This is a genomic window from Pseudomonas sp. Z18(2022), assembly GCF_036346535.1.
GTDB lineage: Bacteria > Pseudomonadota > Gammaproteobacteria > Pseudomonadales > Pseudomonadaceae > Aquipseudomonas > Aquipseudomonas yamanorum_A.
Map to the genome: position 1 here is coordinate 645,233 of NZ_JAOTOA010000001.1, position 13,210 is coordinate 658,442.

At 59.6% G+C, this 13,210-nt stretch carries 10 protein-coding genes and 1 pseudogene; 6 read left to right on the forward strand and 5 right to left on the reverse strand.

Features of this window, described 5'->3' with window-relative positions:
* The first annotated feature begins 47 nt into the window (after positions 1-47).
* From V3W39_RS02995 to V3W39_RS03015, 5 genes and pseudogenes are all read left to right on the forward strand, one after another.
* Positions 48-1,211, forward strand: coding sequence for an EAL domain-containing protein (locus V3W39_RS02995; RefSeq protein ID WP_330212180.1), 1,164 nt, complete (start codon positions 48-50; stop codon positions 1,209-1,211).
* Positions 1,212-1,283: 72 nt separating this feature from the next.
* Positions 1,284-2,615, forward strand: coding sequence for a deoxyguanosinetriphosphate triphosphohydrolase (locus V3W39_RS03000; RefSeq protein ID WP_177046309.1), 1,332 nt, complete (start codon positions 1,284-1,286; stop codon positions 2,613-2,615).
* A gap of 225 nt (positions 2,616-2,840) precedes the next feature.
* Positions 2,841-3,257 carry a response regulator gene (locus tag V3W39_RS03005; protein ID WP_177075565.1) on the forward strand — a complete coding sequence of 139 codons (417 nt, stop codon included), beginning with the start codon at positions 2,841-2,843 and terminating at the stop codon, positions 3,255-3,257.
* Between the two features lie 241 nt (positions 3,258-3,498).
* A pseudogene (locus V3W39_RS03010) lies at positions 3,499-4,124 on the forward strand (response regulator).
* Positions 4,125-4,132: 8 nt separating this feature from the next.
* Positions 4,133-7,765 (forward strand): transporter substrate-binding domain-containing protein, encoded by a 3,633-nt coding sequence (locus V3W39_RS03015; RefSeq protein ID WP_330212181.1) that lies wholly within the window; start codon positions 4,133-4,135, stop codon positions 7,763-7,765.
* A 37-nt stretch (positions 7,766-7,802) separates the two neighbouring features.
* Here V3W39_RS03015 and V3W39_RS03020 read toward each other — a convergent pair whose 3' ends face one another.
* Entirely contained in the window at positions 7,803-8,285 is a 483-nt protein-coding gene (locus tag V3W39_RS03020; protein ID WP_330212182.1) for a GAF domain-containing protein, read from the reverse strand.
* Entirely contained in the window at positions 8,282-9,172 is an 891-nt protein-coding gene (locus V3W39_RS03025; RefSeq protein WP_177046316.1) for an ATP-binding protein, read from the reverse strand. The genes V3W39_RS03020 and V3W39_RS03025 overlap by 4 nt, the downstream gene beginning before the upstream one ends.
* Before the next feature lie 167 nt (positions 9,173-9,339).
* Between V3W39_RS03025 and V3W39_RS03030 the strand changes: the two genes are divergently transcribed.
* On the forward strand, positions 9,340-11,649 hold the full coding sequence (locus tag V3W39_RS03030; protein ID WP_177075567.1) for a hybrid sensor histidine kinase/response regulator: 2,310 nt from the start codon (positions 9,340-9,342) through the stop codon (positions 11,647-11,649).
* On the opposite strand, the gene V3W39_RS03035 is transcribed toward V3W39_RS03030, so the two are convergent.
* The 3 genes from V3W39_RS03035 to msrB all read right to left on the reverse strand — a co-directional run bounded on the left by V3W39_RS03035 (position 11,633) and on the right by msrB (position 13,092).
* A complete protein-coding gene (locus V3W39_RS03035) occupies positions 11,633-12,085 on the reverse strand; it encodes a MarR family winged helix-turn-helix transcriptional regulator (protein ID WP_330212183.1) in 453 nt (150 codons plus the stop codon). The two genes, V3W39_RS03030 and V3W39_RS03035, sit on opposite strands and share 17 nt — an antisense overlap.
* Positions 12,082-12,567, reverse strand: coding sequence for a glutathione peroxidase (locus V3W39_RS03040; protein ID WP_177046320.1), 486 nt, complete (start codon positions 12,565-12,567; stop codon positions 12,082-12,084). Before V3W39_RS03040 ends, V3W39_RS03035 begins: the two co-directional genes overlap by 4 nt.
* A gap of 132 nt (positions 12,568-12,699) precedes the next feature.
* Complete coding sequence (gene msrB, locus V3W39_RS03045) at positions 12,700-13,092, reverse strand: peptide-methionine (R)-S-oxide reductase MsrB (protein WP_177046322.1); 393 nt, start codon at positions 13,090-13,092, stop codon at positions 12,700-12,702.
* Positions 13,093-13,210 lie beyond the last annotated feature (118 nt).

Consider the following 13,210-nt stretch of genomic DNA (forward strand, 5'->3'; position numbering starts at 1 on the left):
CATCGAGGGCCGGGCCTTTTTCATTTCCGGTCTTTTAAGGAGGCCCCGTGATCGACGGGCAACCGCTCGCCTGCTTCCAGCCCTTCATCGACACCGCCACCGGCCGCATCGCCGGCGTAGAAGCCTTGGGCCGCCTGCGCCAGGCGGATGGCCAACTGCGCTCGGTGGGTCCGCTGTTCGCCGATCCGCGTACGCCTTCCGTGGCCTTGCGCCGCCTGGACCGGCAGATTCGTGACAACGCCCTGAGCCGCCTGCATGAAGCACCGCAAGAGTGGTTCCTGAGCCTGAATATCTCGCCACGCTGGATCACCCGCCTGCGCCCGGGGCAGGCCCTGCCGAGCCTCAAACAACTGCAGATACACAACGTCGACCCGCGCCGCATCGTGTTCGAGATCACGGAACTGGGCGGCGATATCCTACGCCTGGCCGAAGTGGTGGAGCGCTACCGCGAGGCCGGGGCGCGGATTGCCATTGATGACTTCGGCGCCGGCTATTCCCAGCTGGACCGGGTGCTGGCCTTGCAGCCAGACATCCTCAAGCTGGACATGCGCCTGTTCCAGGCCGCTGCCCGGGGCGGCCCAAGTGGTGAGGTGGTACGCGCACTGGCGCAGATGGCGGAAAAAACCGGCTGCTGGATCATTGCCGAAGGCGTGGAAACCGAGGCACAGCTGAATTTCGCCCTGGAATGTGGTTCACGTTATGTCCAGGGCTACCTGTTTGCCCAGGCCCAGCTGGACTGGTTCGCCACCGACGCGTTCGTGTCGCGTTTCGCCCAGCTGCGCACCGGGTATGTCCAACAGAAGCTGGCCGAGCGCGGCCGGATCATGCACCTGCGCCACCAACTGGCAGAACTGATGCAGATCCTGCAAACCTGGGCGCAGGCACAGGCGCCCCTGAGCCAGCTGCCGCAATTGCCGGCGTTTCCCTGGCTGCTGCGTTTTTACCAGTGTGATCGGCATGGCACGCAACTGACGCCCAATTTCGAATGGCACCAGGGCGCCTGGCAAGCCGACAGCCGCTACCTGGGCCACAACTGGTCATGGCGCCCGTACTTCTATCATCTGCTCGCCGAGGGCTGGGAGGAGCGGCGCTTGAGCCTGTCATCGACCTATCGCGATGCCACGACCAACCAATACTGCCTGACGGCCGGACAATTCTTTGATAACGGTCAGCGCCTGCTGTTAATCGATATCGACGCCGTCGGCCTGTAGTTTTTCGCTTGCGAAGGCCTGGCTGAACCGGGAAGCTGGGCGGTGTCATTCACCGCACGGAGAGTACCCGCCTTGGATTGGCCCACCCTGCTTACCCGCGAACGCCTTGGAAAACCCCTGCACAGCCCGGAAGAACTGGGCCGCAGCCCCTTTCACAAAGACCACGACCGCATCATCTTTTCCGGCGCGTTTCGCCGCCTGGGCCGCAAGACCCAAGTGCACCCGGTGACCAGCAACGATCACATCCACACCCGCCTGACCCACTCCCTGGAAGTCAGTTGCGTGGGCCGGTCCCTGGGCATGCGTGTGGGCGAAACCATCCGCAGCGCATTGCCCGACTGGTGCGACCCGAGCGACCTGGGCATGGTGGTGCAATCGGCCTGCCTGGCCCACGACATCGGCAATCCGCCCTTCGGCCATTCCGGTGAAGACGCAATCCGGCATTGGTTCCAGCAGGCGTCGGGGCGTGGCTGGCTGGACGACATGACCAGCGCCGAGCGCAATGACTTCCTCAATTTCGAAGGCAATGCCCAGGGTTTCCGGGTACTCACCCAGCTGGAATACCACCAGTTCGATGGCGGCACCCGGCTCACCTACGCCACTTTGGGCACCTACCTGAAATACCCCTGGACCGCACGCCACGCCGACTCCCTGGGTTATAAAAAACACAAGTTCGGCTGCTACCAGAGCGAACTGCCGATTCTCGAACAGATCGCCCACAAACTTGGCTTGCCGCAACTGGAAGAGCAACGCTGGGCCCGCCACCCGCTGGTGTACCTGATGGAGGCCGCCGACGATATCTGCTACGCGCTGATCGACCTCGAAGACGGCCTGGAAATGGAGCTGCTGGAATACGCCGAGGTCGAGTCATTGCTGCTGGACCTGGTGGGCGACGACTTGCCGCAAACCTATCGGCAACTCGGCCCGCAGGACTCCCGGCGACGCAAGCTGGCGATTCTGCGGGGCAAGGCCATCGAGCACCTGACCAACGCCGCAGCCCGGGCGTTCGTCGAGCAACAGGACGCGCTACTGGCCGGTACCCTGCCGGGAGACCTGGTGGAACACATGCACGGCCCGGCCAAGCGCTGCGTGCTGGATGCCAAGGACATGGCCCGCAAGAAAATCTTCCAGGACAAGCGCAAGACCCTCCACGAAATCGGCGCCTACACCACCCTGGAAATCCTCTTGAACGCCTTCTGCGGTGCGGCCCTGGAACAACATGGCGGGCGTACTCCGTCGTTCAAGAACCGGCGCATCCTCGACCTGCTGGGCAACAGTGCCCCCGACCCGTCGTGGTCATTGCACGCCTCGTTCCTGCGCATGATCGACTTCATCGCCGGCATGACCGACAGCTACGCCAGTGAAATGGCCCGCGAGATGACCGGGCGCTCCAGCCCGCAATGAACCCGAGCCCTGGCTTATGGCCAGGGCTGCTTTTCAAAGAATCGCCCTACGCACGGAACAGAGCGGCCTGATCGAAGTTCTTCCCCGCCGCGATGAATAATCGCGCGCCCTGACCGCAGTCTTTCGACCTGTTCCTACGCCCTATGGCTGGCAGGCCCACTAACTTCTTACTACACGCCCTGGTGGAGCATCTTCAGGGCTCTTGTCCATTTCATGGAAAACCCCATGCTCGAACAACTTCGTATCCTGTTGGTGGAGGATCATCCCTTTCAATTGCTGGCCACCCAATGCCTGCTAAGAAACTATGGCTATCACGACCTGACCCTTGCCGAAAATGCCGAACAGGCAATGCGGCTGATGACGCAAACCGAAACGCCATTCGATATTCTGCTCTGTGATCAATGCTTGCCCGACTTGCCGGGGCTTGAGTTGATTGAAATCGCCAAACGCAGAGGCTTTATAAGATCGGCGATATTGCTCAGCGGCCTGCCGATTAATGAACTGGAGAACCTCAAGGCCCAGGCATTCCAGCGTAATTTTCCGTTACTTGGCTACTTGCCAAAGCCATTGAACCCCATTGGGTTGAACCAACTCATCCACCAACTCCCTCCTCCTCCGCTCAACAAAAAAGTAGGAAGTTAAACGTTCCTCCACTACGAAAGTTCTTCGTAATAAAACCACTCGCCCGTTGCCGCCGACTTTCAAATTCCACCCACGCGAAATTCTCACGCCAAAACAACAAACACCCTGCGAAGCGTAATCCTTTGCTTTTTTTAATGTAGGAACATTCTTGTTTTACGTTTGTTCCACGTTCGGTTCATCCTCCTTCATTGCCATGTGGGCTAATGTGCCGACTTTATTTGCGCTTGTATGGAATTTGATCATGAACTCAGTTTTTATTATCGACGACCACCCTGTTATCCGGCTTGCCATTCGAATGTTATTGGAACATGAAGGCTATAAAGTAGTGGGTGAAGCCGACAACGGTTGTGATGCAATACAAATGGTCAAGGAATGTCAGCCGGACCTGATCATCCTTGATATCGGTATTCCAAAACTCGACGGCCTGGAAGTGTTGTGCCGGTTCAACGCAATGAGCACGCCCACCAAGACGCTGATCCTGACGGCTCAGACGCCCAAGCTCTTTGCCACACGGTGCATGCGCTCCGGCGCCGATGGTTATGTGTGCAAGGAAGGAGACCTGAGTGAGCTGCTCAGTGCCATCAGGGCAGTCTTGTCCGGTTACAACTACTTTCCGAGCCAGGCCCTTAACGGCAACAGCAATGAAACAGATTGCAATGAAGAGCTTGAACTTTTCAAAATAGTGAATGATCGCGAACTCATGGTATTACAACTTTTTGCACAAGGCCGGACAAACAAGGAAATAGCCAAAGGCATGTTCCTCAGTAACAAAACCGTCAGCACTTACAAAAAAGGCTCATGCAAAAACTAAAAGCCAAATCCTTGGTAGAACTTATCGAGATGGCAAAACGTAACGCGCTAGTGTGAGAAATCGGATGCCCAGGCGTATAAAGGACTATCTAATCATTTTGAGCATCGGGGTATGCCTCAGCACGGCCGTGGCTGGCGAACAAACAGTTCCCGAGCAATACGCACTGCTGGGGCGTGCCGGTGCGGTTCAACTGGACACCCCGCTGAATAAGACACAACGCCAGTGGCTGCAGAACAAGCGGGACCTGATACTGGGCACCTCCGGGCCAGACTACCCGCCCTTCGACATCACCTCCAGCGGGCGAGACTATGAAGGGCTGACTGCCGATTACGCCGGCCTGGTGGCCAGGACCCTGGCGATACCGTTGAAGGTGCTGCGCTATTCCTCCCGGGAGGCAGCGATCCAGGCGCTGGAAAACGGCGAGATCGACTTTCTTGGCTCATCCAACGGCTTTGAAGCGGCGAATCCCGACATTGTCCTGTCATTGCCCTATGCGGTGGATCAGCCGGTACTGGTCACTCGTGAAGGTGAGCGTCGTAACCTGGGTGACGGCCTGGCAGGCCTGCGCCTGAGCCTTGTCTACCACTACCTGCCCATGGACGAAGTGCAAGCGTTGTATCCAAAAGCAACCATCCATGCCTACCCGTCCTATCAAAATGCCTTGAATGCGGTGGCATTCGACCAGGCCGACGTCTTCCTGGGCGACACCATTTCCACCCACTACATGATCAACAAGGGCTACCTCAGAAATATCCGCATGGCCAACTTCGGCAAGCACGAGGCCAATGGCTTCAGCTTCGCCCTGCGCAAGGACCAGCCCATTCTCCTGAGCATCGTCGATTCGGTGCTCGATGGCGTGTCGACCTATGAACGCGACAGCATCGCCAAACGCTGGAGCGCCGGCAGCGACATCCTGCTGACGGACCGCAAGCTGCAGTTGACCCAGCGCGAAGAACGCTGGCTTCGGGACCACCCTGTGGTCAAAGTCGTCGTCAACGAAACCTTCGCACCGCTGACCTTCTTTGACAACGACGGCAACTTCCGGGGCGTGACCGCCGACCTGCTGGAGCTGATCCGGCTACGAACCGGCCTGCGCTTCGAGATTCAACACATGCGTGATCTCACCAGCATGATTGACCAGGTCGATTCCGGCGCCGCCGACATCATCGGAGCAATCACGCCCAGCACCGGCCGCGAGTCCCACCTGAACTTCAGCCGCCCTTACCTGGAAAACTCCTATGTACTGCTGACACGCAAGGAAGCCGGTGCACCCACAAGCCTTCAAGAGATGACAGGCAAGCGCCTGGCGATCACCCAAGGCAATCCGCTGGAGAGGTTTCTACGGCAGGAATTTGCCCAGATAACCCTCGTCGAAACAGGTGACACCTTCAAGGCATCGGAATTGTTGGCACAGGGACAGGTGGACGGTGCTGTGAACCCCTTGGTGATCGCCAACTATCTGCTTTCGTCTCCGGCATTCCAGGACAAATTGCAGATCAGTTCCAGCATCGGCACGTTGCCTGCGACGTTTGCCCTGGCGACGTCACGCCACGCCGTCGAGCTGAGTTCGATCCTGGACAAGGCGTTGCTGAGCATTGCTCCGGATGAGATGACGGCGATCAACAGCCGTTGGCGTGGCTACAACGCGGCGTCTGATGGCTATTGGCGCAACTATCACCGCCTGATTGCCCAGATCATCATCGGCACAGGGCTGCTCCTGTTGATTTCCCTGACGTGGAACGGCTATCTGCAGCGCCAGATCAAACACCGGAAACTGGCCGAGCGCGCCCTGAGCGACCAGTTCGAGTTCATGCGGGCGCTGGTCAACGAGACCCCGCATCCCATCTACGTACGTGACCACAACGGCTTCTTGCAGACCTGCAACGACAGCTATCTGCAAACCTTCGACGTCAAGCGTGAAGACGTCATCGGCAAAAGCATTACCCAGATGGGCATGGCCCTCGAGACGGAGGCGGCTCAGTACCATACCGACTATCAACAGGTCGTGGCCGAAGGCAAACCGTTGATCCTTGATCGCACCCTGCACGTTCATGGAAAAAAACTCACGATCTATCACTGGATTCTTCCTTACCGCGACTCCATGGGCGAGGTCCAGGGCATCATTGGCGGCTGGATCGATATCAGCGAGCGGCGCCAGTTGTTCGATGAACTGCGCGCCGCCAAGGAACGCGCCGACGAGGCCAACCGGGCGAAAAGCACATTCCTGGCCACCATGAGCCATGAAATCCGCACGCCGATGAACGCCGTGATCGGCATGCTGGAGTTGACACTCAAGCGTGCCGACCAGGGCCACCTGGATCGCCCTGCCATCGAGGTGGCCTACAACTCAGCCAAGGACCTGCTGGAGCTGATCGGCGACATCCTGGACATCGCCCGTATCGAATCCGGTCGCCTGAGCCTGGCCCCGGAGCGGGTCAACCTGCGGGAGGTGATCGAGTCGGTGGTCCGCGTATTCGATGGCCTGGCACGCCAGAAAACCCTGAGCCTGGTGCTGGAGTTCGCCCCCGATGTGGACGACACCGACGTACTGATCGACCCCTTGCGGTTCAAGCAGGTGCTGTCGAACCTGGTGAGCAATGCGATCAAGTTCACTGAACGCGGGCAGGTGAAAATCAAGGTACAACTGAAGGCCACCGGGCAACCCCAACAGATCGAGATGAAACTGGTGGTGGAGGACACCGGCATCGGGATCAATCGCGAAGACCAGCGGCGCCTGTTCGAGCCTTTTGCCCAAGCCGACAATTCCGGGCACCTGGCCAGGAGTGGCGCCGGCCTGGGCCTGGTGATTTGTCGTAGCCTGTGCACGATGATGGGCGGGCAATTGAGCCTGAGCAGCGTGCCCATGGTGGGCACCCAGGTCCACGTCAGCCTGAAGATGCCCAGCCTGCAACCGCTCAAGGCCGTCGATAAACTGGAGCCGGCCGCGACCACCCCTGCGCCGGTTCTCAATGTACTGGTGGTGGACGACCATCCGGCAAACCGCCTGCTCATGTGCCAGCAACTGGGCTTCCTGGGGCATCAGTTCACCGCCGCCCATCACGGCGCTGCGGGGTTCCAGGCCTGGCGAGAAGCGCACTTCGATCTGGTGATTGCCGACTGCAACATGCCGATCATGAACGGCTACGAGTTGAGTCGTTCCATTCGCGAGTATGAGCAGCGTGAGCAAAAAACACCGTGCGTGATACTTGGTTTCACCGCCAATGCCCAACCTGAGGAGAAACAACGCTGTTTCGATGCAGGCATGAATGATTGCCTGTTCAAACCCATCAGCCTCACTGCGCTGGAGGAGCACCTGGCGCAAGTCGATCCGCTACCCACCCGCAACGTGTTTACCCTTCAAAGCCTGGATGCGATGACGGGCGGCGATCCACAGCTGAGCCGGCGCCTGCTTGAAGAACTGTTGAGCAGCAGCCGCAATGACCGGGTAGATCTGATGGCCATGCTGGTCCGACAAGCCGCCTACCAGGACCTGATCGAGCAGGCACACAAGATCAAGGGCGCTGCCAGGATCATCCAGGCCGATAACCTGGCTGGGCAATGCGAAACCCTCGAACAGGCCTGTGGCCAAGGCGAGAATCGACACGTTATCGAGGCGGGCATCAAGGCCATGGAGAAATCCATGCTTGAGCTGGAGAGGATGCTGCAGATGCAACTGGACGTCCTGGACCGTCTGTAGGAGCGAGCTTGCTCGCTCCTACAGGAGGCTCACCCCATCAGCAATCGGTCAACCGCAGGAAAATCGCCGCCAACTGCTCGATGCCGGCCTGGTCCTGCGGGGTAAACCGCGACAGCGACGGACTGTCCAGGTCCAGTACACCGATCAGGCGCCCTTCCTTGACCAGCGGAACCACCAGTTCGCTGTTCGACGCGCTGTCACAAGCGATATGCCCCGGGAATGCGTGCACGTCTTCCACCCGCTGGGTTTGCCGCGAGGCCGCCGCCGCGCCGCAAACACCGCGGCCAAACGGAATACGTACACAGGCGATCTGCCCCTGGAAAGGCCCGAGCACCAACTCTTCATTACGGTTGAGGTAGAAGCCCGCCCAGTTCAAATCGTCCAGCTGGTTGAACAGGAACGCGGAAAACTGCGCGGTATTGGCAATGAAATCGCGCTCATCCGCCAGCAAGGATTCCAGCTGTGCATGGAGCATGGCGTAGCCATCAAGGCCGGTTCCGGCCTGTTGCAAATCGATCATGGTTGACGCTCCAGCAATTTGAGGCCCACCCAATAGCGGGCGAACTGATAGGCACAACGGCCGTTGCGATTGCCGCGGCCGGTGGCCCAGCGCACCGCGAGGATGTCCAGCTCTTCATCGCGCTGCCATTGCAAACCGGCCTTGCTCGCCAACTCACCGATCCAGTGCTCGACCACATCCAGGAAGTGCTCCTGGTTGAACGGGTAAAACGACAGCCACAGGCCGAACCGGTCAGACAGGGCAATCTTGTCCTCAACCGCTTCGTTGGGGTGCAGTTCACCGTCTATGTTCTTCCAGTTTTCGTTATCGCTCTGGTTCTCGGGCACCAGGTGACGACGGTTGGAGGTGGCATACAACAGGACGTTTTCCGGTGCCTGCTCCAGGGAGCCATCGAGCACGCTCTTGAGCACACGGTAATCGCTCTCGCCGGCTTCAAAGGACAGGTCATCACAGAACAGCACAAACCGCTGTGGCAATTTGATCAGTTGCTCGACCACCCGTGGCAAGTCCGCCAGGTGATCGCGCTCGATCTCGATCAGGCGCAAACCGGCCTTGGCATGCTGGGCCAACAAGGCGCGTACCATGGACGACTTACCCGTGCCGCGCGAGCCCCAGAGCAATGCATGGTTGGCCGGCAGGCCGTCGAGAAACTGTTGAGTGTTACGGGCCAACTGCTCGCGCTGTTTATCCACACCGATCAGGTCGGACAGGCGCATGTCCAGGCTGACTTCCAGCGGTAGCAAAAAGCCGCTGCGGCCTTCGCGCTGCCAGCGGGCAGCCAGGCAATGGTCCCAGTCAACGGCTTCACGGGGGGCCGGCAAAAGGGGTTCCAGGCGAGCAAGTACCGCGTCGGCACGCTCAAGAAAGGCATTCAATCGAGAATCCACGACTATTCCTCTGGCAAGTTCTTGTAAAAGATGGCGTATTGGCAACCCTGAGGCAGACCGTGCAGGGCTGCACCGAATAAAGTCGATTCGTGCCGGGCAAGTTCGAGCCTGTGGATGTTCAGCTATGCTTGCCGGGCGAAAGGAAACGTAAAGTGGTACAGCACCCGATGGATATCAAGTTCGCCCACCGCTTGTCTTATAAACAAGCCAGACTGACAGTGCTGGTCGGATTCGTCTTGGGAACCTTGCTCAGCCTGATACAGATTGGGATTGATTATGCCAGCGAAGACGCTTCCATCAACCGGGAAATACGTGCACTGATTGAAATCAGCCATAACCCGGCTTCGCGCATCGCCTATAACATCGACGCCGAACTGGCTCAGGAACTGACCCTGGGACTGCTGCACTCCCCTGCCATCACCCGTGCACAACTGGTCGACAACAACGGTTTGGTACTGGCCGATGTGAATCGCCCGCGCAAGGAAAGCACCTACCGCCCTATCAGCGATTTCCTGTTTGGCGCCAACCGCCAATTCGAAGACCGGTTGTACCTCACCCACATGCCCAATGACGCCCTCGGTGTATTGCGGCTCGACGTCGATACCTACGCATTCGGCAGCCGCTTCCTGCGCCGCGCCGAGATCACTCTGCTCAATGGCTTTGCCCGCAGCCTGCTGCTCACCGGGATTCTACTGGCGCTGTTCTACGTGATGCTGACCAAGCCGCTGGTGCGGATTATTCGCGAGCTGAGCTCCCGCAAGCACGAGCGCCTCGACTGCCCGCCGGGGCACGAACATGACGAGATCGGGGTGCTGGTCAACGTCGCCAACCAACAGTTTGAAACCATGGAGACGGAAATCCAGCAACGTCGGCACGCCGAGAACCGCCTGACTGAATACCTCGGGCAACTGGAAGACATCGTTTCCGCGCGCACCACCGAGCTCAAGGCCATCAATCATCGACTGACGCTGTCGAACGACGAACTGGAAGCGGCGAAGATGACGGCCCTCGCCATGGCCCAGGCACGGGCAGCATTCCTGGCCAACATGAGCCATGAAATCCGTACGCCGCTCAACGGTCTGTTGGGGATGATCGCCCTGTCCCTCGACAGCCCGCTGAACGCCGAGCAACGCCAGCAACTGTCGATCGCCCATGACTCGGGCAAAGTGCTGGTGGAGCTGCTCAACGATATCCTCGACCTGTCCAAGTTCGACGCGGGCCAGCTGGAACTTGAAAGTATCCCGTTCGACCTCGGCGCACTGGTGGAAGACACCGCCAACCTGCTCTCGCAAAACGCCGCGCCCAGCGTGGAATTGACGTGTTTGATCGACCCGCAGTTTCCCGCCCAGGTGCTGGGCGACCCGACGCGGGTACGGCAGATTGTCAGCAACCTGCTGTCCAACGCCCTGAAGTTCACGCGTTTTGGCCGGGTGGATGTGCGCCTCAGTGCGCAGGCCGGCCGGGTCAGGATCGAGGTGTGTGACACCGGTATCGGGATCGCCCAGGACGCCCAGGTGAAGATCTTCCAGCCATTCACCCAAGCTGGTGCGGGCATCACTCGCCAATTTGGCGGGACCGGACTGGGCCTGGCGTTGACCCATAACCTCTGCGAGGCCATGAAGGGCCGCCTGAGCATCAGCTCCGAGGCCGGCTTTGGCAGCCAGTTCTGCGCCGACCTGCCATTGCCGACGCATTTGCCGGCGACGCGCCAGACACCGTTGTCGGGCGACGTGATCGCAATCACCAGCACCAACAGCGGCCTGGCGGAACTGCTCGGCAGCCTCCTGCCAAGCTGGGGGCTGGCGCCGCGCGTCTACTCCATCGAAGATGACTTGACCGGGCAGACCCCGGACCTGTTGATCACCGATTGCCCCGAGTGCCTGTTTCGCCTGCGCCCGACGATCACCGCGCCGATCCTGCTGGTGACTGCCTACGGCAACTTCATGCCCAGTGAAGAGGTCGCCGCCCTGGCGCCTTTGCAGCAACAAGCCCGGCCGCTGAGCCGCACGGCGCTGTACCAGATTCTGCAACGCAACTTGCGCACCGATCCGGACCTGGTCCTTGACCTGATCCAACTGGAAACCGCCCCCCTCGCCCACCGGGCGCGCATCCTGCTGGTGGAGGACAACCCGGTCAATCAACTGGTGGCCAAGGGCATGCTCGGCAAGCTCGGCTGCGAGGTGATCGTCGCGGCCCATGGTGGCGAAGCCCTCAAGCTGCTTGAAGAACAAAGCTTCGACATGGTGTTGATGGACTGCAACATGCCGGTGATGGATGGCTATGAAGCCAGCCGGCAGATCCGCCGCAGCGGGCGCTGGCCGGACTTGCCGATTGTGGCCCTGACCGCCAACGCCATGTCCGAGGAACGCGAGCGTTGCCGGGCGGCGGGCATGAATGACTACCTGGCCAAGCCGTTTCGCCGCGAAGAACTCAAGGCCTTGCTCGACCTGTGGGTGCCGACTACGACAAGCCTTTGATCTGGCGTAATAGCTCGTCCAGGCCGTCACGCAGGGCATCGGCCTGGTTCAGGTCAACCCCGCTGTCGCACAGCAGCCGCGCCTTCAGCGGTTGCACCCGGTCGCGCAGGTTGCGGCCTTCATCGGTCAGGCGCAGGTGCACTTCCCGCTCATCCAGCGCACTGCGCTGACGCCTCACCAGGGCAAGCTGCTCCAGGCGCTTGAGCAGCGGCGTCAGCGTGCCGGAATCCAGCAACAGACGCTCGCCCAAGGCCTTGACCGTGGGCTGCGGCATGGCTGCATCCTGCCATTCCCACAGCACCAGCATCACCAGATATTGCGGGTAGGTCAGGCCCAACTGGTCGAGCATCGGCTTATAGGCCCGGGTCACTGCGCGTGAGGCGGCGTACAGCTTGAAGCACAGTTGGTCGTCGAGGGCCAGGGACAGGTCGGTCATTTGAGCAGGGCTTCAATCTCTTGGGTCAGGTCCTGGGGCTTGGTAGTGGGGGCGAAACGCTTGACTACCTTGCCGTCGCGTCCGATCAGGAACTTGGTGAAGTTCCACTTGATGCCCTTGGAACCCAGCAAACCCGGGGCCTGCTTTTTTAGCTGCACGAACAACGGGTGGGCGTCGCCGCCATTGACGTCGATCTTCTTGAACAGCGGGAAACTGACACCGAAGTTCAGCTCGCAAAATTCCGAAATGGCGCCTTCGTTGCCCGGCTCCTGCTTGCCGAACTGGTTGCAGGGAAAGCCCAACACCACCAGGCCCTGGTCCTTGTAGTGCTGCCAGAGTTCCTCGAGCCCCTTGTATTGCGGGGTGAAGCCGCACTTGCTGGCGGTATTGACCACCAGAATCGCCTTGCCTGCGAAATCGGCCAAGGTCTTTTGCTCACCCTTGATGGTGGTGCAAGGGATGCTCAGCAGGTTGTCGCTCATGGCAGTGCCTCGAAAGAAATGGGAAGAACTGAAAGATAGTAGGCAATTCAATTGTGTGCAATTGAATTGCCCGGACTTATACCTGGGTATAACGGCCCCTGCGGGCGCGAAGGCCCGCAGAAGGCGTACGGTCTAGCGCGGCACCAGGTCCAGGCACACCGAGTTGATGCAATAACGCAGGCCGGTGGGCGGCGGGCCATCCGGGAACACATGGCCCAGGTGCGCATCGCACTTGGCGCAGGTGACTTCGGTACGGATCATGCCATGGCTGATGTCGCGAATCTCGACCATCGCCTGCTCGGCAATCGGCTCGTAGAAGCTGGGCCAGCCGCAGCCGGAGTCAAACTTCGCGTTGGAATCGAACAGCGGCTCATTGCAGCAGATGCAGTGGTACACGCCGTCGGTCTTGGTGCCGTTGTACTTGCCGCTGAACGGTCGCTCGGTGCCCTTGAGACGGCACACGTTGTACTGCTCCGGGTCGAGCATGGCTTTCCATTCATCAACGGTTTTCTGCAACTTTTCCATCGGTACACCTCGGCAACTGAAAAAGCCTGATCTGTGTCTTTTCCATGGATCAGGCGGCACGTATGATTGCGCCTCTTCAAAACGCCAGTCTGGCACCCGCGTAACCGGCATTCAAACG